Below are 22,840 nucleotides of genomic sequence, written 5' to 3' on the forward strand. Positions count from 1 at the left end.
CCCAAAGAAACCCCCGAACTATTCACCACCGCCCCGCCCCCCCCCGAACCGAGGTTCGGGCCGCGGCCGCGTACCCGGCGGCCGCATACCGCGCGGCGGGCACGGCCCGGCGCATCCGGTTGTCGTGGCGGGTGCCGGACAAGGTCGTGCCGTTCCCCGCCCGCACAAGCTGGCGATCCTGACCCACATGTATGGGATGCTGCGGGCCGAGGCCTCAACATCGGGGGCGCGAGGGCCTGTTGGACCGGTTGCCAGGAGAGCGATGAGCGGCAGCACCGGGCGAGCGACAGGAAGGCGTCGCAGATGTGCGTGGTGGTGGGATGGGTGCCATTTCGAGGGGGGGCGCCGCCCCTGAGGGCGGCTGACACGTGCGGTACTACATCTACGTCTCCACCGCCAAGGTGGACATGCTGTACGAGCAGATCCCGCCGAAGCTCCTGCGGCGCCTCGCCGTCGAGGCCAAGGTCGACCTGAAGGTCGTGAGCGTGGCTGTGCAGTCACCACGTACCGACACGAGTACGTACGACCGTCTCGACCTGGTGGAGACATACCTGGAGCGGGAGTCCGACGTCGGCTGGATGTCGGAGCCGACGGCCTGGTTCCGCGGGGACCTGGGGCTGCGGATCGCGGGGTACGGCGACGCGAACGGTCCGACGCTGATGATGGGCGAGGACGGTGACACGCTGGTCGCGCTCATCGGGTCTGCCCACCACTTGATCGGCTACCGGATCGCGCCCGACATGCACAAGGTCGGCTTCTCGGGGCTGCCGTCGATGTTCGGACTGCTGCGGGACTTCCCGCCCGAGTGGGAGTCCCAGATGAACGTGCGCTGGCGGGGCCGTATGGCCAGCGTGGGCGGCGACAGCATCATGCAGGAAGTGGCCCAGTGCGCCGGAGCGTTGACCGTGCCGCCCGTGTACTGCGAGTTCCTCGCGCGGCAGTTGATGCGCGGCACCGTGACGCGGGAGGACGGGCGGGAGCTGGCGGTCGTCATCGGGACACCGGTGTACGTGGCGATGTCGGACCGGGAGCCCGGGGACGGCGGGGAGGCGTGAGTGGGGCAGGCGGTGACGCGGGCCGAACTGGTGCGGATGCGCGTGGAGGGCGATGTCGCGAGCCTGTGCCGGGCCACGCGGTCCGACGACCATGGCGTCGCGGCGCGGGCGACAGAGTTTCTGGGCGGCAGCGCGGGGTCGCCGGAGGTCGTCGAGGCGCTCTTCACTTGCCTCCGGCGGAAGGGCGAGCCATATCGGGGGCTGCGGTGGCAGGCCGTCGTGTCGCTGGGGCGACTGCGGGAGCGACGCGCGGTGCCGGAACTACTGCGGCTGCTGCCCGAGGTGCGGAACACCCACGAGGAACTGGACCGGACCCTTTGCGAGGCGCTGGCCGCCATCGGCGGACCGGACGCCGTGCGCGGGCTGCTCGACATACTTGACCAAGTGGCGACCGACCGCCACAGGTACACGGCCGTGCCGGCGCTCGACGCGCTGGCCCGGCTGCGCCCGCGCGAGGCGGTGACGCCGCTCCTCGCCTCGCTCTGGCACTACCTGCCCGACCACGCCGAACACGTGGTGCGGACGCTCGGCGCGATCGGTGACCCGCGCGCGGGCTCCGCGCTCCTCGTCCTCGTGCACTCCCCCGCCTCGGACACGCACCTGCGCAGGGCCGCCGTCAGGGCGCTGCACGCGCTGCCCGCCGCCACCTGGCCGCCCGGACGCCGCTACCCGTCCGCCGAGGAGGTCCTGTGCGAGACACAGCGCGACCCGGACCCCGAGACGGGCCGCCTCGCGACCGCCCTGCTCTCCAGGACCGAGGACGGCCGGGAGCATCTGTGGGGTGTGCTCCGCGCGGCGGCACACTCACCCCGGGATGCCGCGTGCCCGCCGCACGCCGTGGCCGCCGTCTGCGACCGCGTCGCGGAGGCGCCCGGCCTCTTCGGCGTGGACGTACCCGGCCAGGACGTGTACGTCGCCCTGCTCCGGCACCACCTGCGGGAGGCGGCGGCACCGACCGTGCGCCGGGCCGCCGCCCGGGCCCTCGCCGCCTGCGCGGGGGCCGGGGCGAGCGGGGCCCTGCTGGAGGCCCTGGGCGACGCGCGGATCGGTGACGCGGTGGCGGACCTGCTCGCCGGTCTGCGCAAGCCGCCACTGCGGGAGGTCTTGGCCCTGCTCGCCGACGCGGACCGCCCGGCGGCTCAACGGGGCGCCGCGGCCCGCGCGTTGGGGGCGGCCCGGTACGCGGCCGCCCTTCCTTCGCTCCTGGCCGCCCTGGCGGACGACACGGCCCCGACGGCGGTGCGCACCTCCGTCGTGGACGCGCTCGGCGCCCTTCGGCTCCTGGCGGGAGCCGCGCCGCTCGCCGCCCTGGCGGAGGACGAGGAGCAGCCCGGCACCGTGCGCGCCCGCGCCGTGCGGGCCCTCGGCCTGATCGGCGCGCCGGACACGCTGCCGGTGGTGCTGGCCTGCGCCCGCTCCCCGCACGAGGCGATACGGGTGCGCGCGGTGACGGCGTTGGGCGGGTTCCCGGTGCCGGCGGCGGTCCAGGCGCTCGGGGAGGTCGTCGCACACGGCCCCGAGCCCGACGTCGCACGGGCCGCCCTGCACGCCCTGGGCCGGATCGGCGCCCCGGCCGTGCCCGTCCTCGTCCGGCTCGTGGACGACGTACGCGAGGACATGGCAGGCCAGCTGGTCGCGGCGCTCGCCGTCCGCCCCGAGACCGAGGCGACCGCCGCCCTGGGGCGGCTCGCGGCGGCGCCGCCGACCCAGGGGGCCGCGTCCGCCGCGCTGAGCGAGCGGGGCACACCGGACTGCGTCGCACCCCTGGCGGCACTGCTCGACGCCGACTTGCATCCCAACATCTGGGAGGCTGCCGTACGCGGCCTGCTGCGGATCGGCACCGACGAGGCACATGAGCGCGTGCTGGCCCACTGCCTCACGGTCACGCATCTCTACGGGTGGCACGTCGAGGCGCTGGACGTCATCGCGGATGCCCGGAGGGTCCGGTTGGGCTCGTACCACCAGCCGAGCGATCGGGTACCTGGCCGTCTCACGAGATGAGGCTGTGCGCCCGCTCTGTCCAGTCCTGCGGCACGCGTTGTCCGGCCAGCTCCCATTGGCGCAGCACCGCGGCAGATAGCGTTTGATGAATTCGGTCGCGTCCGGGTCGAAGGAGTAGAGCGCCGCCCGCATCGCATCCCGGTGTGCGGTCGAGAAGTCTCCGGCCGTGCTCCGGAGTTGGAGGAGTAGCCGGGCGCCGGAGACCGCCTCTCCGTCGGGCGGGACCACGTAACTGGGTGCGGCTCTGCCCGGCGTGTACCGCGACGACGCGACCGGCGGCGAGATCCTGCTCGGTTCCGACGGGACGTTCTCTGCCACTGACGTGTCGACAGACTCGTTCTCCGGCCCCGCCGACTTCAGCGGCCGATGGGAGTTCGTCGACAGCAGCTCGTCCAGCGACTTCGTCTACCTGACGGTCGATGACGGTGGACTCGGTGAAATCGGCGGTATCCAGCTCTACACGAGCGGCCAAGGGACGGTGGAGTTCCGCACTCCCGATGAGCCGCCGTCCCTGGTGCTCACCAGGGTGGCAGCGTCGTAGATCCTGCGTGCGTCCCCGGCCCCTGCGAGATACCCAGGCCCCCCGCCCGCCGCTCGCGACGATTTGTCCGCGGACTCTCACGGAATTGTCCGTGATCGGTAACGGACGCATCCCCTGGCCACTGCGCCTCGTCCTGTCAGGTGGTCGCAAGGTGACCGGGATCGGCGAGGGACTGCGTGAGAGGGGCGGGCATGGCACGGCATGGCGGCGGGCGGGGCTGGTACGGCAAGGTGGTCGGGGCGGCGCTCGGAGTGACAGTGCTCGCCACCGGCGCCTCGGTGTGGACCGCGCAGGCCGGTTCCGCGGGTGACTCGGCACCCAAGGCGCCCGCGCCGGCCACGCCGGGCAGTGACGTCGAGCCGGTCGCAGCCACCATCGCGCACGCCTCGGAGAAGGGGACGCGCGGCATCAACATCACCATCGACGACGGCCCCGATCCCGTGTGGACCCCACAAGTGCTGGACGTGCTGCGGGAGTACGGGGCGAAGGCCACGTTCTGCATGGTGGGGACCCAGGCACAGGCCCACCCGGACCTCGTGAAGAAGGTGGTCTCGGCCGGGCACCGGCTGTGTGACCACTCGGTGTCGCACAACACCGCCATGGACAAGGATTCCCAGAGCTACCAGTCGCAGCAGATACTCGACGCCGAACGCATGATCACCAAGGCGTCCGGGGGCGTTCGGCCGATGTACTACCGGGCGCCCGGCGGGGCTTTCACCCCGTACAGCCGCAAGCTCGCCGCTTCCCGGGGCATGCGCCCGCTCGGCTGGAACGTGGACACCAAGGACTTCGAACGTCCGGGTACGGACGCCATCGTCGCCACCGTCGAACGGGAACTGCCAGGCGGGCCGACGCTCCTCTTCCACGACGCGGGCGGTGACCGCACCCAGACCGTCGAGGCCCTGCGCCGCCTCCTCCCCCGGCTCAAGGAACAGGGCCACTCCTTCGGCTTCCCGGTGCGCTGATCTCCGGCGGTCTCGGCCGGTCACGGCGTTCGTGGCGCCGCCCTGCCTGCTGTAATGCTCCCAAACCTGGTGATCACTGAGCGATCGAGCGTGACGACGGACGCTGAGGGTGCCTGGAGGCGAGTTGGAGGGGGCGCCAGTCGGATCAGCCCAGGTGCGGTGGGGCCCAATCGTGATGCCGGAGGATCATGCGCACGGCAGCGCGGGAGGGGGTCATCCGCATCGCCGTGTTGCGTAGGGCGACGGGCAATGGGTGGGAGAGCTGCTGGCCCATCCGCCCGGCCTGCCGGGCGGCGCGTGCGACGGCTTGACTGCGCGGTCGGCGCTCGGCGTCGTACCGGGCGAGCGCAGCTTCTACGGTCGGCTCGACGGCGAGCGCTGCGGCCAGGGTGACCGCGTCCTCCAGCGCCTGGCAGGCGCCCTGTCCCAGGTTGGGGGTCATCGCGTGCGCCGCGTCACCGAGCAGTGCGATCCGGCCGACCGCGTATGAGGAAAGTGGCGTGCGCAGTTCGTTGACGTCGTGGTGCAGCACGGCGTCGGACCGGGTCGCGTCGAGCAGGGCGGGGATCGGGTCGTGCCAGTTGTGGAACCGTCGGCGCAATTCGGCAAGGGGGTCGGCGAACTGCGTCCCGGCGGGAAGGCTGAGGACCGCGTGCCACTCGGCGCGCCCGTCAGGGAAGGCGATGTGCCCGAACTCGGCGCCGTGACCCCAGGTCAGCTCGAAGTCGGTGCGCGGTTCGACCGCGTGCTCGGTGATGGCACGCAGTACGGTCGAGCCGCTGTAGACCGGACCGGGATGCGAGGGAAAGAGACGGTCGCGGACCTTGCTGCCGATGCCGTCGGCCGCCACCACCAGATCGGCGTCCAGGATCGTCTCGCCGCAGCCGACTCGAACCGCCCCGGGCCCGACCTGCTGGACCGAGTCGGCCTCAGAGCCGATCAGGAGCGTCTCGGCGGGCAGGGCCTCGCGCAGCAGCCGGTGCAAGGTGGCGCGAGGTATACCCATGATCGGCGTGCCGACCGCCTTCTCCAGCGCCGCGCCGTCCATCCGGGCCAGCCAACCGCCCCTCGGTGTGCGGGTGCCGCCGCTGTACTGGGCCCGCGATGCTTCCCGCACCGTCTTGCCCACGCCGAGTTCGTCCAACGCTCGAAAGCCGTTGGCGGCAAGTGAGATACCCGCCCCCACGTCGTCGAGCACGGGCGCACGCTCGACGACCGTCACCTCCCAGCCGATGCGGCGCAGACCGATCGCGGCGGCGAGTCCGCCGATGCCCCCTCCGACGATTACCGCTGTATTGCCCATGGCGAGCCCCCACTTCACTTCTTCTACATCTGTAGAAGGTGACCTTATCCCAAGCACTACAGGTGTAGAAAGGAAGCATGGCTAAGGATCGACGCACCCTCCTCGCGGACGCGGCTCTCGACGTACTCGCCGACGAAGGGATCCGCGGCCTGACCCACCGCGCAGTGGACCGCCAAGCGAGCATGCCGCCCGGCACCACGTCGGCCTACTTCCGCACCCGGGCCGCACTGCTCACCGGACTCGTGACACGCCTGGTCCAACTCGACCAGGCAGAACTACAAATGACGGCCGAGCGGCTCCCGCCCCTGCGCACCGCCGAGGACCTGGCGAACAGCATGACGCTGCTCGTCCGGCAGCGACTCACCGGCGAGGGCCGCCGCCGCTCACTTGCCCGCTTCGCCTGCGCCGTCGAGAGCGCGCGGGACCCGGAGCTGCGGGAGATCCTCGTGCCCCGCGAGAACGCCGGCCGCGAGGCCGTTCGGTCGTTCCTCGCCGGGCACGGCGTGACGGACGTCGAGAACCGCACGCACACGTTGCTGTCCTGCATCGACGGTCTGATCTTCGACCGGCTTGTGTGTGGAGGCGAAGTGCCGCCCGAGGCCCTCGAAAGCCTCGTGGCCGCCGCCCTGCATTAGGCCCTGACCGCCCATGACTCCGGCCTGGGCGAAGTGCGCCCGGTCATAAACCGTTGCTGTAGCCCTGCTGCATGAACTGGAAGTATGTCTGCCGCTCAGCGGTCGGCTTGTTCCGTCCCTGGAATTCCTGATCTGCCGGATCTGGTGGTCCGCCGCATGCCCTGAACCGAGATGTTGTGACGACCACTAGAACGGAAGACACGCGAACCGGGGCGCTTCGTCGTGGCTGAACGGATCTATCGATGCCTGAGCAAGCGAGCCTGCTCCTCCTTCAACGAAGTGAAGCCGTCCCGGGCATAGGCACCGAGTTCCTCGCCCGGATACGCCACCACCGAGAACTGCTTGTCGAAACGACCCTGCGACCAGTGAGCGGACCTGATCTCGTAGCCCGACACGTGCTCACACAACCGCAGCAGGATCGCGGGCATCGCCGGCTCCCGCAGCAGATCAGCATTCTGCACGATCACGTCCCGCATCTCACGAATGTTCGGGATGAACACTGTCGTCGCCCACAGACGCCACTCGGCGGCCTCAGCCTCCGTAGGCGGAACCTCACCGGCGAACGGCGACCTCCCGTCCGGACGCGCATGACGCTCCATGAATGTGGCGAACGTCCGCGCATTTGACTCCGCCAGCGCGAACAAGGGCCCATAGAAGTCGCTGAGCTGACGGTTCACGCGCAGCAGACGCTCCTGGCGCTGAGCAAGCCGCACGCCATTCAGATACGTGGCCACGTAGCGAGGTGTCGCGCAAGAAGATCTGGGTGCTGCGGGACGAGGTCGCCGAGGCTCTGCCCCGGTCCGGCATCAGATCTATTGGCCGTCGGGAGATCTGTTGGCCGTCGGGGCTCAACGTCGACTCGCACCGTGCCGTAGTGGCAGCCCTTGCGCATTGCGTACTCATCGATGCCCACCACCCGAGGGGCTGGCATGTCCGGTTCGGGCAGCGCCTCGGCCAGCGGCAGCACTTGTGCTGCCGCTGACGGACACCCCGAAGACTCCAGCCATCCGGGCCCCTGCCCGGCCAGCGAGCCGGAGACCTACGGCAGCGGGGCCGAAGGCAGGCGCTCGGTCCATCGGTTGTATCGCCGAGTGAGACCCGGCACCTACTCGACGAACCCCGCAAGCCCGACATGCCGAGCCGATCACCCGCGAAGCTTCCTTCCCCGGACAACACGCATTGTCACCACCTTCCGCCCGCGCGGGTCAGATGGGCGAGCAATCGGACTTGTCGGTCCATCCCGCCGCGCATTTGTAGAGGGCGAAGGGGGCGTTGTACCCGTGGGCTGCGCCCAGCTTGTTGTACTGGTCCACGGTGATGCGCTGTGCCACATAGTGGTCGGTCGCTGTGCCGTTGGCGGTGTCGGAATAGGGCGGGCGGGTGCTGGTCGGCGTCGGCGTCGGTGTGCTCGTGCCGGTCGGGGTCGGTGTGGGTGAGGTGCTGTCGTCGATGCCCCAGAAGCGGACGAGGTGGTAGGCGGAGCAGAGGTTCACGTCCAGGATGTAGGCGCCGGCGGTGCCGCATTGGGCCGGTCCGGCCCCCGGATCGACGGGCTGTCCGTGCCCCATCCCGGTGATCTCGTAGGTCTCCACCGTGCCGCCGTACACCCGGTGCGGATAGCCGGCGACCGTGTCCGTGGTGTCCGGCGTCTGATCGGTGCCGTTCACGTTGGTGAACTGCTCCATGAGTTCGGTGGCGTTCATGGGTTTCACAGTCAAGTCCCTGGCGCCTTGCCAGATCGAGACTTTCGGACGCGGACCGGAGTGTGAGTAGGCCGCCCTGACCTTGTCGCCCCACTCCTTGGGGCTCTTGCTGACGCCGGGACTCATGCAGGTGAAGGCGGAGGACACCGAATTGGCGCAGCCGTAGGGCAGCCCGGCGATTATTCCCCCGCCCGAGAAGGTGTCGGGGTAGGCGGCCAGCATGACTGAGGTCATCCCCCCGCCCGCCGACAGGCCGCTGACATAAGCACTCGTCGAGCCGTTGTCCCGTTTTGCGCGGTCGACCATCTGTTTGATCGACAGTGCTTCTCCGGAGTCCCGCCGGGTGTCACCGGGTTCGAACCAGTTGAAGCAGGAGTTCGCGTTGTTCGCCGTCTGCTGCTGGGGCAAGACCACGGAGAACTTGTACGTGTCGGCCAGCTCCATCCAACCGGTGTTGGCCGCATAGGCGGAGGCGTTCTGGGCGCAGCCGTGAAGGGCCACTACGACGGGGCGTCCGTCGGACAGTCCCGGGGGCACGTAACGGAACATGCGCAGGTTTCCCGGGTTGGATCCGAAACCCGTCACCTCTTGTGGGGTGGCCGCCGCGCGAGCCGGGCTGGACAAGGACACAACGGACAGTGCGGCGAGCAGGAGGACAGCCAGTGCCGCTGCGAACGCTGCGGTTGGTCGGCGGCAGTCGACGGGCAGGGGGTTGGGCATGGGGTTGGGCATGGGGTTAGGCATGGCGGGACCTCCATGTTTGGCTCTGTGATGACGCCCATCACACGGTTGTGCGGAGGCTAGGGGTGCGCAGGTGTCTGCGCTTCGGGTAGGGCCGCCACAATGCCGGTCGCCCTGGTGGTGCCGGGCCCCATGATTGAGCTTCGTTGCCGCGCGGCTATCGCTCACTGGTCTTCCTGCTTGCGGCGTTCGGCCGCGCTGTTCGTGTCCTGAGCGGCGGCAGCGTCGTCGGCCTGTTCGCCTTTGGAGGCTCAATCGGCGTGGCCACCAGAGGCAACTTCATCGGCACCCCGGCGGAGCATGAGTTCGACATGGCCCCACCGGATCTGGCGGACACCCGCGACCGGTTCCGGCCATCGTGGGTCAGGTCGGGGTCGGGGGGGTGGAAGTTGTGGCTGCTCAGGCGGTGCAGCGCGAGGGCCAGTTGAAGTTCGAAGGCTCTGGTGGGGCTGTTCCGACGACGTGTCTGCGCCCAAGGACGGCCGAATGTCGGCGGCTGTGGCCCCGCAGTACTGCGGGGCTCCCGGCAAGCGGGCCAACTGCCAGGAGTGGTGCGGTAACGAGGGTCTGAGTCCTCAGACTCCGCCCCGCTGACGGACAGTCGAGCCGCCGCGCCCCTTCACCACCTCCAGCTGCGCGTGCACGCGTCGTCGCAGGTCAGCGACGTGACTGACAATGCCGACGCTGCGATCGCGTTCGCGTAGGGAGTCGAGGACGTCGAGGACCTCGTCGAGGGTCTGGTCGTCGAGGGAGCCGAAGCCCTCGTCGATCGCTCAGGGCTCTTTGTCCTGGCCGGGGGACGTACGGGGGACAGGGCGCTCATGCGGCGTTCCGCGCCTGGCCTCCCCGGTCATTTCGCACTACGTGCAGGTGACGGTCTTCGATGACTGCGTCGAAAGCAGTCGTCCCCTCTCGCTGCGCGTCCTCTTCGGGGGGCGCTGGAGCTGTGACCTGCTCGTGGTGTGCTTTTGCTGCGGAGGTCTCTTGATCGTTGGCATTGGCGGCGGCAGGTTCGAAGGGGCAGCAAGCTGGTATAGGTGTCAGCCGTCAGTTGATAGCTGCTGTGGCCGAGGAGCGCCTGGATGGCCTTCATCGACAGGCCTGCGGCAAGGCTGAGTGATGCTGCGCAGTGGCGCAGATCGTGGAGGCGGATCGGCGGAAGGCCGACGCGCTGGACGAATCTGTTGAATGCCTGAGACACGTTGGCGGGGTGGTGGGGGCGCCCATCGGCTCGGGTGAAGACATAGCCGGAATCGACGTACGGGCCATGGTTCTGAGGATCTTCGCGGTGCCGGACTCAGGGGAGCGGGGCCGCGCTCCCAGGCATTATGGGGCGGCGAGTCGGGAGGCTCATTGGAGCAAGCGGTTCGCTCGTTCGAAGGTGAGCAGACGTTTCCGTACTCGTGGGCATTATGCGGAGGCCATGCTCACGGAGGGTTTCTCGCAACGGCGGGATCCACCGTCTGCCCAGGAGGTCGCCGTGGTCCTCATCATCGTCGTTGCCGTACTCGCCCTGTGCGCGGGGTTGGCGGTGAACCGCTTCCTGCGCCCCCGGCTGATGAGCGACGACGACACCGGCATGGCCGTCAAGGACCTCGTCGGGCCGTTGCTGACGCTGACCGTCCTCCTGCTCGCTTTCCTACTGGTCACCGCCTCTGGGTCCTACGGCAAGGCCGAGGTCGCCGCGCGGGGCGAGGCCCGCGCACTCGATCAGCTCACCGAGATCGCCGAATACGCCCCGGCGACAGAGCGGGAGCGGGTGCAGGCGGACACCGTCTGCTACGCCCGCGCCGTGCGCACCCAGGAATGGCCCGCCATGGCCGATGGCAACGGATCGGCCGCGCCCACCACGTGGTCGACCGACCTCCGCCGAAGCTTCCGGGCCCTGGAAGGCAAGCCTCTCTTCGGCATGTTGATCGGCGCCGACAACAAACGGTCCGACGAACGCGAGGAACGCCTCACACAGGCCACAGCCAGCATCCCCAGCGCCATCCTCTGGTTCCTGCTCGCCACCCTCACCATCACCGTCATGGCTCTCGCCGTCTGTATCCCCCGCAGGAACAACCGTGGCCAGATCATCGTGCTCACGGTCATCACCGCGCTCCTGACGGCGACCTTGTGCATCATCCGTGACGTCGACCGGCCCTTCGGCGGCATCGTCAACGTCGACCCCACCGCGATCACAGAGGTCGAGCGGCAAGCAACCCGCGACTTCCTCGCCAACCACCAGGCCGCAGAACTGCCCTGCGACGACACCGGCAACCGGCGCGCAACGTGACCCGAGTATCGGCCGAAGCTCCTTGTCGTAGGCGAGGGGTCGAGCACGACATCGCCCACTTCGAGAACTGGAGGGCCCTCGCTCGGCACCACGGCCGCCGTGGACTCCTCGACGACTCCGTCGCTGCGGTCCCCGAACTCGTCTGGGTCCAAGCGGGCCAGATATGGCACAGCTGTTCCTCCGCCGGTTCTCGACGTATGGCTCCTGAGACGGCCCTGTCGCTCCGCCCGCAACGGCACCGTGACGGACAGTTCCACTCCCCGGCGTCACTGGCCCATTGCGTGACGACGTCATGACCGGCTACGCCTACTGAACCGAACCGGCACCACGGACCGCCACCCGCGACAGGGGCGAAGGGGTCTCGGTACGAGTCTTCGCCCGTTGCCGTGAGCTTCGAGGAGGATGACCCACCATGTGCGGAATCGTTGCGGCGGTCGGCGAGGTTGACGTCCCGCTCTGCCGGGAGATGCTGGCCCGGATCGCGCATCGAGGCCCGGACGACACAGGAGAGACGCACCGCGGAGATATCTGGCTGGGCCATCAGCGGCTGTCCATCATGGATCCGCATGGCGGTCACCAGCCGCTCGTGGGCCCGGACGGCCGTTCCTGCCTGGTCACCAACGGCGAGATCTACAACCATCGCCGGCTCAGGGAGGAACTGGGCCCTGGACGTTTCACAACGGGCTCCGACAGCGAGGCGGCCCTGCACCTGCTGCACGTGGATGGTCCTGCCGGACTGACGCGGCTCCGCGGCATGTTCACACTCGCCCATGTCGACGAAGCCGGCTCGTTCCTTGTCGCTCGCGACGCCCTGGGGGTGAAACCGCTGTACTGGGCCCGCAAGGAAGGCTGTGTCCTGTTCGCCAGCGAGCTGCGGGCCTTCGATCCCGCCGACCGTCCGCTGGTGGAAAGCTTCCCGCCAGGATGCTGCTGGACCCGGCGGGGCGGTCTTGTCCGCTTCGCCGACGCCGTCCCGCCCCGGGTACGTCCCGCCCGACGCCCTCAGAAGTCCACCGCGCCAGGCCAGTGGGACGAGACGCTGCTCAAGGCGGTACGCGAGACGATCGTCAGCGCGGTTGAGGACCGGATGATGAGCGACGTGGGCATCGGTGTCTTCCTCTCCGGCGGTCTCGACTCGGCGATCGTCACGGCCGTGGCCGCGGAGTACGCGAAGCGTCACGGGCACCGCCGGCCGCTGCCGACGTTCGCGGTCGGTACGCCGGGCAGCCCCGACCTGCCGGCCGCGCGTGTGGTCGCGGAGTATCTCGGCACCGAACACCACGAGGTGGTGATGACCCCGGAGGACGCCGTGGCCGCGCTGCCCAGAGCGGTGCGGGCGATCGAGCACTTCGACGTGCATCTCGTACGCAGCGCGGTGCCGAACCTGCTGCTCGCCGAGTACGCCTCCCAGCACGTACGGGCCGTACTCACCGGGGAAGGCGCGGACGAGCTGTTCGCCGGCTACCCGGACTGCCACCGCGAGCCCTACCTGGACCCGGAAGCCCTTCAGGCCAGGCTGGTGGAGACCGTGGAAGGGCTGCAGTGGGAGAACCTGCAACGCTGCGACCGCACGACAATGGCGTACGGGCTGGAGGCCAGAGTGCCGTTCCTCGACCGGGATGTCATCGAGCTGGCACTCTCGATTCCGCCGGAGCACAAGATGATCGGCCCGGGCACCGAGGAGAAGAAGCTGCTGCGGGACGCTTTCACCGGCTGGCTGCCCGAAGAGATCCTGCGCCGCGGGAAGCTTCAGTTCGGCCACGGATCCGGGGCCAAGGACGTCCTGACAGCGGGCCTGACACCAGCGGGCACTACCGAGACCGTCATGGGCGACACCGAGGAGGAGGCTGCCTTCTACGCACTGTGGCTCGCCGAGTTTCCCGGCATTGATCCCGAACGGGCCCTGGGCCGTTCAGGCTCATCCAGAGGCGCAGCAGGTCGGGCACCGGGTAAGTCTCTGATACACGTGCCCGGCTGTACGCCCGCCGCGCCCGTTCGTCACAGATCGGAGCACTCGCGGGGGTTCCTCTCACTCAGCTCGCAGGAACTGGAGGAGCAGAGAGGCGTGCTCCGAGGGGCTGGCTCGTGGAACTCGACGCCTCCTGACAGAGCGCGACGTCGGCACCGCCGCCGTGAGCATGGAGAACTGCGAAGAGGGCACCAAACCCTGCCGTCGCCGCTTGATCACCTGGACTCGGTCACGGGCGCGGGGCTGGAGCCTCATGCCCACCGCTTCTCGCATACCGGCCTCGCTCGCTGATCTTGCCGTCCCCGTCGATGAGCTGGTTCCCTACCACCGCAATCCGCGGACCGGTGATGTCGACTCGATCAGCGAGTCCCTGTCCACGCACGGCCAGTACCGGGCGATCGTCGTCAACCGCGGCACGCTGACGGGCCGCCCGAACGAGATCCTCGCCGGTAACCACACCTACAAGGCGGCCAAGCAGCTGGGCTGGGCCCAGATCGCTGTCACCTGGCTCGACGTGGACGACGAGGCGGCAGCGAAGATCGTCGTCGCCGACAACCGCACCAGCGACCTCGCCGGATACGACACCCTCCTCCTCGCGGACATCCTCCAGGACCTGCCGGACCTGAAGGGCACGGGCTACGACCAGGACCAGCTCGACCAGCTCCTGGATGAGACCGCGCTCCCCGAGCCGATCGAACTTCCCACCGACGGCGCCGGCACCGGAGCGGCGGCAACCGTCGAGTACCTGCAGTGGGGCTACCTCCAGTGGTCATCCACGCGCGTGCGCATCACACAGGCTGAGGTCGGGTTGCTCGACGCCCTGTACAAGGCGTTCGTGGGCGACAACGACTCCGACATGGGCTTCGGGTGGCACGTCCTCAACGAGGAGCACCGCGCCCTGGAGGGGGAAGCCGCGTGAAGTCCCTCGATGTCCGCTTCGACCCTGTCTATCCACTGGCGGAGCTGCGGCCCGCGGAATACAACCCGCGTCGCCTGTCCGAGGACGCCTTCGTGCGCCTTCAAACCTCGCTGCGACGGCACGGCGCCGTCAAGCCGGTGATCCTCAACGCCGACGGCACCCTGGTCGCGGGCCACCAGAGAACCAAGGAGCTGAAGGCGGTCGGGCTGGAGACCTCCTCCACAACCGCGTCGAGACCGAGTCGTCGGTTGTGTACGCGGAGCCGGGCCCGATCGGGCAGTGGTGCTGGATTCCCTGGCAGACCATCGAACTTGAGGAGTCGAAGAACCTGCCGTTCCAGCAGGCCATCGGCTTCATGACTGCCGCCCACGGCCCGTGGGGTTCGGTCGTCGTCGACGATCAGGGCCGTATCGTGCTGAACGCCGAGTACGCCCCCGTCGCGAAGTCCCAGCGGCTCGACGTCCTGGCGTGGACGGTCGCGTCCTTCGACGCCGGCCAGCTCGTTGAGGACCTGACCGGGGAGTACGGCGTCTACGACTGGTCCGGCCTCGAAGAGCAGGCGCCGGTGTGGAATCAGCACATCGTGCAGCCCAACCGGCTGCGTGAGCACTCCTACGCGCACTCGACCTGACACAACACTGCCTTAAGACGTTCGCCGACTGCGACCGACCGTATGTCAGCAGCAAACCGCGGCACCAAACCGTGCTCCTGCCGACCGTGAACCCGCCTGCGGCCTGGTATCTGTGCGCACTACCCATCCCATGGAACTGGACCCGCAACGCGCACCTGGCTTTCGAGTACGCGCCGGGCGAGCACTGGGACGGTGACGCACTCGTCGACGGGCTCGGCGTGCGATTCCACAACGCCACCCCCATCACCGGATGGGGAGAACACTCCATTCCGCAAGATGCGCTCAAGAGGAACTCGCGCCTGTACCGAACTTGCCGTAACTGGCAGTTCGCATGGTGGCTACGGACCCACCGCACCGTCCGCCCTGCTCAACCGCCAAGCATGGACGACCATCGGCACCAAACGCCGGAGCAGCTGACTCTCGACGAGTAACCGACCGCTGAGAGTGTCGGAGTGCGAGTTCACATACCAGGTGCAGCAGGGACCCGCGCATAGAGGGAGGCGGGTTCGGCCGGGGGGGGCGCCAGTCCTCACTCCTCCCGGCCGTTGAGCCCGGTTCACTGGATGCCCGTGCGCCGCCGCGGCTTGCCGCACCACTTGGAGCACCCGCCTGAACGCCCGGGGAACAGGAAGGCGCAGGCGGCGGCCGGGGGTCCGCCCGGTTCCTGGCGTCATATGCTCGGAGTATGGGTGTTCACGTTGTCCGCAGGAGGCATGCCTGGGCGTTGGTTGCCCTGGCCATCGTTAGTTTCGGCATCTTTGCCCTGTCTCCCGTGAAGACCCAGTGCCATCTATCGTCTGAGCCCTATGGGTCCCACTACACCCCGTCTGATGAGCAGCATTCCCGGGAGTCCACTAGTTGCGGCGAGGAGCACATGCGGTTCTTGACGTGGGCCGGATGATGCACGTTACACAGTTGCGCGATCCGCCGGCGCTCTGCGACTGACATCGATGGAGGAGCACTCGGTGGGTACAGACGGGTTGGCGGATCTCTGGGGGCAGGTTGAGGAATGGCTCGCAGATCACGTTCCGAGCGATTTCGCAACGCCGCATGCGGGTTTGACGGATCTGGAGATCGCACGGCTGGAGGGCGGCCTTGGTTTTTCCGTTCACCGTGACCTGCGGTCGTTCCTTGCACTGTGTGGTGGAAGCCGCTTTCCGGAGTCGAGCCTGGACCCAGGTGCCTTCTTTTTCGGGTACGCGCTGCTTGACGTCAACCTGACGCTTGCCGCGGCGGCAACTTCCGACACCCGTCAGATCTTGCTGGCGCGCTCAGCCGCAACGGCAGGGCAGCGGTGAACGCAGCCGAGACCGCGATGCGGTACAGCGCGAAGGCCTTGGTGGTGCAGGTGCAGCACAATGCATCTGGACGGCCCGGCCCCGTGTGATCACCGGTCAGTACCGGGCATCGTGGCGGTCCGATGTCCACCGGACGGGGTCCGGTGATCGTGGCCGAGGTCGGCACCAATGCCCCCAAGGGCGCCGGCCGGAGTTCGGCTTCGTCGGGGTGGACAGCTTGGGGCGCCACTACAACCAGCGCCCGTTCCCTCACCTGGGGCCGGCAGTTGGGACGTTCGGGCCCCTGCTGGTCCACGCGCTCGGCCCAGCGGTGGCGGAGGCGCTGTGACCGACACTGCCGACAGTCTTGAGGAGGCGCTGTCCGGAGTGCTCGCCGAGCACGAGCGGGGGCTCCTGGCCCGAGCCGTGATCGTGGCAGAAGTCCTGGACGAGGACGGGGAGCGCACTCTGTCCATCCTCACGACCCCTGGAGTAATGGAGTGTGACGCACTCGGACTGTGCCGCTATGGAGTGATCAGCGCCGAAGGGCCCGCTGCCGCGTACTTCGCTGGTGGTGACGTGTGATCGACAGAGCCGACGTGACTTCGGCGCTTCAGGCCATGCTCGCTGCGGCGACAGGGAAGCCGTGCGGTCGTGGGCGACTGCCGCTCACCGTCGGACGGCCCTCCCCGACGCCGCACACCGTGCTCTACCCACGACAGTGGTGGCTGACCGCGAGGATCAAGCCGAATGGCTCGCGGATCGGGTACGGCACGCTGTGCTTGCTCGAGAGCCCTCAGGTCAGTGAGTTAACCAGATCGAGGCCCCGAGCATTGATGTCTGGGCCAGGGAACTGTTGCTCGACGACGGCCTGGACAATGCCGGAGGTAACGGGGGCGTAGTGACCGCAGTACAGCGGTTCGAGCCCTCCGTCTCACCTTCCTGACTGGATGATGAAATGCGGCCGGAGGCCCGCCAGCGACGGAAGAAGACATGGCCCGGGGTCAGGGGCAATTTCGCCGGCATTGCCCGCCACTTGATGCCGTCGTCAACCACGTAGAACACCGCGTCGAGCATGACGCGGTGGCGGTAACCCTCCGCTGGCCAACCCGCCCCTCCAGCCAGGCAGGAACCGGCAGCAGCGGATGGATAGCCTGCCACTGCTCATCGGTCAGGACCATGCCGTAGGCCCGGCCCCGACCGGGCTGATCGACGGCATTCACGAACCGGTGAGCGAGACAATCGGACGTTACTGAGGTCGTGCGGTGGTGTCATCCGGGGCTGACGATCAGTAGAGACTGCGGCGTGCCAGACACGTATCATCCGCAGGCCCTGCGCGATGCGTTCGGCATCGGCATCGGCATCCCATGCAGCCGGGATGCCGGCAAAAGGGGAGCCGCCCATCGGACCTCCGGGAAGGGGATCCGATGGGCGGCCCGTTGGGAGGGAAGGCCGTCTACAGGCTGGCCATGCCTGCGGCGACTCCTCCCGCTACGCATATGGTCCAGCCGGTGAGGGGCCGCCACAGGACGGTGGCCGCGAGAGCGGCTTGGGCAGGGATGACCACCCCGAGGAACAGCACGGTGACGACGGTTCCCCAGTCCGTGTCTGCTCCGGTTACGGCCCAGCCGACGAGGGCCGCTGCCAGAGCCGCGGCGAGGTGGCCGTAGCGGCCGTCGGTCAGTTGGGGCCAGTCTCCGGGGCGCTCTTGACGGCCGCGGACGAGCCGATAGCGGATCATGACGCCTAGTTCCGCCAGCAGGACTGCCGTTGCGATGGTGTTGATGAGCATAGTGATCAGTGGTCCCTTGTGATCAGAACTTGCAGTTCCGCTTGACCGTTTCAATGCCCGTCAGCACACCGACCATCTTGCGCATCAAGGGCTCCATCTTGCGTCGCTTGGAGTACCTGTAGATGAGCTGCGCCGTCTTCTTGAACCCGATCTTCTTGGCCAGGCGGACGGCGGTGATGACGCGCTTGGACGACCCCGCGGGGGTGAAGCCGAGGATGAAGGGGGCGAGGCCGTATGTGGCGCACTTGAAGATCTTCTTGGTGGTGGACCACCAGGACGGGTCAATGACTATGGGGAAGGCGCTGTTGGCATCGAAGTCCACGTGCTGGACCAGCTCGTTGCCGACGATCTTGTAGCTGGTGGGGACATCGTTGCCGTTGGCGTCCTTTGCCCACGGGGCGTCGAAGAAGCCGGCCGGCTCCTTGAGAGGCGCCTTGCTGGCGTCGTCGTCTCCTTCGGAGTACAAGGACACGGAGCCGTCGTCGTGTGTGACGGCCTTCATCCCCGCGGGGATGACGAAGCCGGTCTCGTAGTCGTGCGGCGCAGAGCTGTTCTTGAGGATGTTCAGCGTGCGCGAGCCGCCGTCGGTGGTGGGCTGTACGACCGTGTCGACGGCACCGGAGGGTGCGTAGACGACGTTGCCGCCCACCTGGGTGCCCTTGGTTCCGCCCTGGGGGATGGACAACGTGTTCGGCATCAGTGCGTTCTTGATCTCGATGCCGTTGTTCTTGCCGTCCCATGGAATGGAGACGATGTTCTCCTCGGTCGCGGCGATCGAGGCGTACTTGTTGTCGGAGGCGGTTGCAGCGGTGATGTCCGCGGCGTCGGAGTACAGGTTCGCCAGGCCGAGGGCACTTTCGGCGGTACTGGGCTTCCACGAGGTGTCCACGGTGAAGCGGACAGGGTCGGACCAGCCATTGGCGTAGTGGGTGTCGTCGTAGGTGGTGGTACGGAAGCTGTAGGTCTTGCCCGAAACCAGCTTCCCGGCGGGTACCTTCACGCGGGAAGTGCTGTTGGACGGCACCGGAGCGGCACGGAGTGTTGTGACGACCTCGTTCGTTGAGGTGTCTGTGATCTCGTAGGTTCCGGTGACCTGGTCGTCGCCGTTGTGATCCTCGGCGGAGAACCGGAGGGTCGGCGTGGTCGAGTTCACCTTGAAGATTCCGCCCTGGGACAGGAACGGTGTGCCGGCTTGAAGGTTGGAGCCGTTGATGGGCCGGTAGTTGTAGGTGACTTCCAGAGTGGGCACCTGGTCCTGATCGGCAGCCTCGGAGGAGGAGAACCGCTTCCAGGCGTAGGTGTCGGACTCATCGGCCGCCTTTAGCGCGATGGAGCCCTGCTCGGCCTTGGCCGATGACCAGGTCTGCGCGAGCTTGGTGATATCCGCGCTGACCCATCCCGCATTCGAGCACGAGGCGGACTTGGTCTGGCTGGAGGTGGCGATCTTCTCCTTCAGCTCCGGCTGCTTGGTCCAGCGCGTGTTCTTGTCCGCCGCGTCCGCAGCCCACACCTCCCAGTCACGCTTCTCGCAGGACCACGAGTGGTAGTTCCACATCTTCAGCGTCGCCTCGGACACCAAGGAGTTGGCGAAGTTGGAAGTGCGGAAGGTCAGGAACGACCGGGCGGTGCGTTTCGTGGAACCTGAGTGGTCGCCGGGCCAGCCGACCTTGAGGTCGGTGTTCGCCGACTGGTCGGTAGCGTCGCCGCCCTGCACGAAGGTGTCGAACAGGACGTCCAGGGTGTCGGTGGCCGGGTCGATCGTCACCGGGTACCGAGTCTTGGGGTCGCTCAGCCACTCGACGTCCGGGGTGAGGGTCAGCTCCACCGTGTTGCCGTGCTGGGTGACCTTCATGTCCACCGGCTTGGTGTTGGTGTGCTCCAGCGACCTGTCGTCCACCGTCGCGTCCCACATCGCCGGTGCGGGCATCAGTACCTGTTCCTCGCCCTTGGCGTCGGTGAAGGACACCGACCCGTCGGGGTTCTGCTTGGCGGTCATCCCGTCAGGCAGCGTCATGGGCAGAACAAGCGGCGCCCCGTCCTCAGGTGCCTTGCGGAGCTTCAGGAACTGTTCGAAGCCCGTCCGGGTGGCCTTCACTACCAGATCACCGTCGGGGACCGCGTCCTTGTAGGTGGCCACGTTCCCCTCAAGGCTCGGGGCGGGCAGGCCCCCCTTCCATTGCACCGCCAACCGGTCCTTGCCCGAGCCGACAGTGATGAGATCGCGTGCCTTGGACTCCGGGGCCTTCGCCACATCCTCGACTGACTTCGGCAGGGCACCCCCCTTGCCGGCCAGCTCCAGCTGCTGGGGATGCGCCTTGGCTGCTACCGTGCCGTCCTTGGCGGCCTTGAAGTCGACATCGACGTCCACCCACTCGCCATCACGGATCATACGGATCGGACCGGATGCCGTCTCCCGGGTGAGGGTGCCATCGGGATTGGCGTAGACAGTGTCGGTCTCGGTGCGCATCTGCAGCACCTCGACCTTGTGGTCCTGTACCGCCGCTGCCACCTGCGCGGCCTCAACAGTCTCCGCTTCCTTGATCGGGGCGGACTTGAAGGTCTCCAGACCGCTGTCCAGGTCCTTCAGACCCGACAGCAGTTGGTCGACCTCGGCCGCGGTTGCCTTGTCCTCGGCCGAGGGCTGGGCGATGGCGTGCGGGGTGGAGACCAGGACGGCGCCTGCGGTCAGTACCGCTATTCCCGCGGCGTGGGCACGCCAATTGCGCTTCACGTTGTCGCTCCAGGGATTCGGGCACGGCGATAGGGCCCCGTTCCTTATGGAGGGGCAGGTGACCGCCGTGATCAAGTTACGCGCTGCATACAAACACATGGGTTTGTCCGATTCCAAAAGCAGCGTCCGCCCTCGGGTTTGAGCGTTGGCCACGAAGGCGTACCCGGGGCGATTCGCCGATGATCACGGAAGGCTCTTCAGGCACACCTCCGGTGGTCAACATCGACCGGATCACGTTGCGGCTCGCCTTCTGTGATTCCGTCGCCTCGCGTGACTGTCGAGGGACCCAAGGCTTTCGTGAAGGCGCCTTAAAACGGGATGCCGCAAGGGAGTTGGTGCGACGTTTGGAGGGTGTTCGTGAGCGGCCTCGAGGTTCAGGGATACAGCGTCCTGGTGATCACGCTTCATCCCGCTGAAGATCATTTCCAAGAAGTCGCGTTACGGCGCAGTGGTGGGGAAACGAGTGCGGCACACCCAGAGCGGCTCGCGACGCACACCACACAGGAACATCGGACGATTTGAGGGGTTCGACCGGAATCGAGGAGGTTAGGACAGTATCGTCCCCCTGTGTCCTCACGACCAGCCACGAGGCGCGTCGAGCGTGCGGCGATAACGGTGACTTTGGCCTGCTCCACGACGGTTGCCACCGCCTGTGCGGATGCCATGGCGGGCGAGAAGCGAGCTGCGAGCAACACCCCCAACACAGCGTTGACGACACCTGGCATGCCGATGACCGCGGGCACCGTCTACAGCGGCTCGTCAACACCGCACAGGATCTGATCGACGGCATTCCCGAATCGGTGAGCGAGACAAACACACTACGTGAGCGGCGAGTTGAGCTCCGCGGGCTCCTGCACATTCAACAGAGACAACAGGGTCTCCTGGTGCATTCGTGGTCTTCATCGACTCCGAACTGAACAGAGGCCCTGCCTTCTTGCACGACGATCGCAGAATCACCCGACCTGCCAGCCACTATCGATCACGTCGCACTCGGGATCGCTACGGCAACGACTTCCGATCCGTTGACAGAAATTGCCGGATCCTGAGACCGTTGGCCTGATGATCTCGAACAGGCAATCGCCCCGCCGAGAGGGCCGGACACGAGCCGATCACGCCACCCATAAGGCTCTGCCCTGCCTCTCCCAGCCCGTTGGATGCACGCCTAGGCGGTGATCGTTGGCCGCTGTATCATGATCGCTATGCAGCCACAGGTCGTTTTCGGCCGTGCGCCCTGCTCCTCACCGCGGAGGCCCCGCGCGGACGCCCAGCCATTTCTGGTTCGGGCCGGTTCCCCGACAGTCGGTCGAGGGACGGGGCCTCTGAATCCTCGGGGTTGCCGTCCCGGAATCGGGCAGCAAGCCTTGCAGGTAAAGAAATTCTCCCGGCGCGGCGTAACCCGCGTGCAGTGGCTCAACAGTGTCAACGACGCGGGTCACGTCCCCACCCGCGCCGAGCTGACCGCCGGCACCGATCTCACGGATGCCATCGCCGCCATCGACGGCTGGACCCTGTCGAACCAGGCCATCGACGTTCCCGACCTCGGCTCGACGTTCGAGTCGAAGATCCCCGGCACCGACCAGGCCGACGACAGCAGCCTCGGCTTCTACGAGGACAAGGTGGCGGACGACATCGAGCAGCTCCTCAAGAAGGACGGACCGGCTGGGTCGTGTTCCTGCGCAAGGGCGATGTCCCCGGCTCGCGGTCCATGGACGTCTTCCCGGTGCGTGTCGGCTCCCGCAGTCCGAACTACTCGACGGACAACGAGGCCGCCAAGTTCACCGTCAGCTTCTCGATCACCGAGAAGCTGATGCAGGATGCCGCAGTCATCCATGAACTGGGCTGGGTGCCACTCGGCGGCTACTGCGGGAGCGACGTGCTGTGGCACGTGCACTGCCTGGTCTGCGACCACTGGAGCGGCCCGCGCTTCTACAGCCATGTGCGACGGAACCGGCCCGCCTTCCGCCACCCCGGATGCATCGCCGAGAGCGAGCACCCCGCCGCCCTGGCCAAGCTCGCCCTGCGCGCACGCACCACATGCCCGTGCCAGATCACCCACCCCACCACCGAAGACGACGTCGCCGCGACGCTCGCCGCGATAGCCAAGGCCCAGATCCAGCAGGACACGGACCGCATGCTCGCCCAGATCGACCGGTTCCTGGGCACATGCCCCGCAAACGGACCGGAGGGCTGCCCAACTGATCCCGAAAACCCTCTGGGGGGACAGACGGGGGACACAAGGGCAAGGACAGTTGCGGAAAAGCAGGGACTGACAACGATTGCTGCGGCATCGAGGGTCTGA

16 protein-coding genes and 4 pseudogenes are annotated in these 22,840 nt (G+C 67.7%); 13 read left to right on the forward strand and 7 right to left on the reverse strand.

The window, feature by feature from the left end:
* Positions 1–368: 368 nt before the first annotated feature.
* From ACWDZ7_RS21685 to ACWDZ7_RS21700, 4 genes are all read left to right on the forward strand, one after another.
* Positions 369–1,055 carry a DUF7019 family protein gene (locus ACWDZ7_RS21685; RefSeq protein WP_451798982.1) on the forward strand — a complete coding sequence of 229 codons (687 nt, stop codon included), beginning with the start codon at positions 369–371 and terminating at the stop codon, positions 1,053–1,055.
* On the forward strand, positions 1,056–3,056 hold the full coding sequence (locus ACWDZ7_RS21690) for a HEAT repeat domain-containing protein (RefSeq protein WP_451798983.1): 2,001 nt from the start codon (positions 1,056–1,058) through the stop codon (positions 3,054–3,056).
* A gap of 253 nt (positions 3,057–3,309) precedes the next feature.
* A complete protein-coding gene (locus ACWDZ7_RS21695; protein WP_451798985.1) occupies positions 3,310–3,597 on the forward strand; it encodes a hypothetical protein in 288 nt (95 codons plus the stop codon).
* Positions 3,598–3,788: 191 nt separating this feature from the next.
* A complete protein-coding gene (locus tag ACWDZ7_RS21700) occupies positions 3,789–4,562 on the forward strand; it encodes a polysaccharide deacetylase family protein (protein WP_451798986.1) in 774 nt (257 codons plus the stop codon).
* 145 nt (positions 4,563–4,707) lie between these two features.
* Here ACWDZ7_RS21700 and ACWDZ7_RS21705 read toward each other — a convergent pair whose 3' ends face one another.
* Positions 4,708–5,865: an FAD-dependent monooxygenase gene (locus ACWDZ7_RS21705; protein WP_451798988.1), complete on the reverse strand. Its 1,158-nt coding sequence runs from the start codon at positions 5,863–5,865 to the stop codon at positions 4,708–4,710.
* Positions 5,866–5,942: 77 nt separating this feature from the next.
* Between ACWDZ7_RS21705 and ACWDZ7_RS21710 the strand changes: the two genes are divergently transcribed.
* Positions 5,943–6,500, forward strand: coding sequence for a TetR/AcrR family transcriptional regulator (locus ACWDZ7_RS21710; protein WP_451798989.1), 558 nt, complete (start codon positions 5,943–5,945; stop codon positions 6,498–6,500).
* A gap of 236 nt (positions 6,501–6,736) precedes the next feature.
* On the opposite strand, the gene ACWDZ7_RS21715 is transcribed toward ACWDZ7_RS21710, so the two are convergent.
* The gene (locus ACWDZ7_RS21715; protein ID WP_451798991.1) at positions 6,737–7,234 is read right to left on the reverse strand and encodes a hypothetical protein; all 498 of its coding nucleotides are present in this window, start codon (positions 7,232–7,234) and stop codon (positions 6,737–6,739) included.
* Positions 7,235–7,705: 471 nt separating this feature from the next.
* Positions 7,706–8,947 carry an extracellular catalytic domain type 1 short-chain-length polyhydroxyalkanoate depolymerase gene (locus ACWDZ7_RS21720; RefSeq protein ID WP_451798992.1) on the reverse strand — a complete coding sequence of 414 codons (1,242 nt, stop codon included), beginning with the start codon at positions 8,945–8,947 and terminating at the stop codon, positions 7,706–7,708.
* 453 nt (positions 8,948–9,400) lie between these two features.
* Between ACWDZ7_RS21720 and ACWDZ7_RS21725 the strand changes: the two are divergent.
* Positions 9,401–9,490: pseudogene (locus ACWDZ7_RS21725) on the forward strand (transposase); the annotation flags it as partial.
* Between the two features lie 29 nt (positions 9,491–9,519).
* Here ACWDZ7_RS21725 and ACWDZ7_RS21730 read toward each other — a convergent pair.
* Both ACWDZ7_RS21730 and ACWDZ7_RS21735 read right to left on the reverse strand, forming a co-directional pair.
* Positions 9,520–9,714: pseudogene (locus tag ACWDZ7_RS21730) on the reverse strand (SbcC/MukB-like Walker B domain-containing protein); the annotation flags it as partial.
* 80 nt (positions 9,715–9,794) lie between these two features.
* Positions 9,795–10,187: pseudogene (locus tag ACWDZ7_RS21735) on the reverse strand (tyrosine-type recombinase/integrase); the annotation flags it as partial.
* Between the two features lie 237 nt (positions 10,188–10,424).
* On the opposite strand from ACWDZ7_RS21735, the gene ACWDZ7_RS21740 reads away from it, so the two are divergent.
* The 6 genes from ACWDZ7_RS21740 (at position 10,425) to ACWDZ7_RS21765 (ending at position 16,603) form a co-directional block, all read left to right on the forward strand.
* Positions 10,425–11,222, forward strand: a complete 798-nt coding sequence (locus ACWDZ7_RS21740; protein WP_451798993.1) for a bestrophin-like domain — start codon at positions 10,425–10,427, stop codon at positions 11,220–11,222.
* Between the two features lie 412 nt (positions 11,223–11,634).
* Positions 11,635–13,482, forward strand: coding sequence for an asparagine synthase (glutamine-hydrolyzing) (asnB, locus tag ACWDZ7_RS21745; protein WP_451798995.1), 1,848 nt, complete (start codon positions 11,635–11,637; stop codon positions 13,480–13,482).
* On the forward strand, positions 13,445–14,110 hold the full coding sequence (locus ACWDZ7_RS21750; protein ID WP_451798996.1) for a ParB N-terminal domain-containing protein: 666 nt from the start codon (positions 13,445–13,447) through the stop codon (positions 14,108–14,110). The genes asnB and ACWDZ7_RS21750 overlap by 38 nt, the downstream gene beginning before the upstream one ends.
* A gap of 250 nt (positions 14,111–14,360) precedes the next feature.
* Positions 14,361–14,741: a hypothetical protein gene (locus ACWDZ7_RS21755; protein ID WP_451798997.1), complete on the forward strand. Its 381-nt coding sequence runs from the start codon at positions 14,361–14,363 to the stop codon at positions 14,739–14,741.
* A gap of 965 nt (positions 14,742–15,706) precedes the next feature.
* Positions 15,707–16,039, forward strand: coding sequence for a hypothetical protein (locus ACWDZ7_RS21760; RefSeq protein ID WP_451798999.1), 333 nt, complete (start codon positions 15,707–15,709; stop codon positions 16,037–16,039).
* A gap of 324 nt (positions 16,040–16,363) precedes the next feature.
* A complete protein-coding gene (locus tag ACWDZ7_RS21765; protein WP_451799001.1) occupies positions 16,364–16,603 on the forward strand; it encodes a hypothetical protein in 240 nt (79 codons plus the stop codon).
* A gap of 871 nt (positions 16,604–17,474) precedes the next feature.
* Here the strand turns inward: ACWDZ7_RS21765 and ACWDZ7_RS21770 are convergent.
* Both ACWDZ7_RS21770 and ACWDZ7_RS21775 read right to left on the reverse strand, forming a co-directional pair.
* Positions 17,475–17,810, reverse strand: coding sequence for a hypothetical protein (locus ACWDZ7_RS21770; protein ID WP_451799002.1), 336 nt, complete (start codon positions 17,808–17,810; stop codon positions 17,475–17,477).
* A 22-nt stretch (positions 17,811–17,832) separates the two neighbouring features.
* The gene (locus ACWDZ7_RS21775; RefSeq protein ID WP_451799003.1) at positions 17,833–20,541 is read right to left on the reverse strand and encodes a DNRLRE domain-containing protein; all 2,709 of its coding nucleotides are present in this window, start codon (positions 20,539–20,541) and stop codon (positions 17,833–17,835) included.
* 1,199 nt (positions 20,542–21,740) lie between these two features.
* Between ACWDZ7_RS21775 and ACWDZ7_RS21780 the strand changes: the two are divergent.
* Positions 21,741–22,840, forward strand: a pseudogene (locus ACWDZ7_RS21780) (phage tail tube protein).

The organism is Streptomyces sp. NPDC003032, assembly GCF_053591415.1.

Coding starts and splice junctions, on each gene's coding strand:
- ACWDZ7_RS21700 (WP_451798986.1), top strand. CDS start 3,789: ATGGCACGGCATGGCGGCGGGCGGGGCTGGTACGGCAAGGTGGTCGGG.
- asnB (WP_451798995.1), top strand. CDS start 11,635: ATGTGCGGAATCGTTGCGGCGGTCGGCGAGGTTGACGTCCCGCTCTGC.
- ACWDZ7_RS21750 (WP_451798996.1), top strand. CDS start 13,445: ATGCCCACCGCTTCTCGCATACCGGCCTCGCTCGCTGATCTTGCCGTC.
- ACWDZ7_RS21770 (WP_451799002.1), bottom strand. CDS start 17,810: ATGCTCATCAACACCATCGCAACGGCAGTCCTGCTGGCGGAACTAGGC.
- ACWDZ7_RS21705 (WP_451798988.1), bottom strand. CDS start 5,865: ATGGGCAATACAGCGGTAATCGTCGGAGGGGGCATCGGCGGACTCGCC.
- ACWDZ7_RS21710 (WP_451798989.1), top strand. CDS start 5,943: ATGGCTAAGGATCGACGCACCCTCCTCGCGGACGCGGCTCTCGACGTA.
- ACWDZ7_RS21720 (WP_451798992.1), bottom strand. CDS start 8,947: ATGCCTAACCCCATGCCCAACCCCATGCCCAACCCCCTGCCCGTCGAC.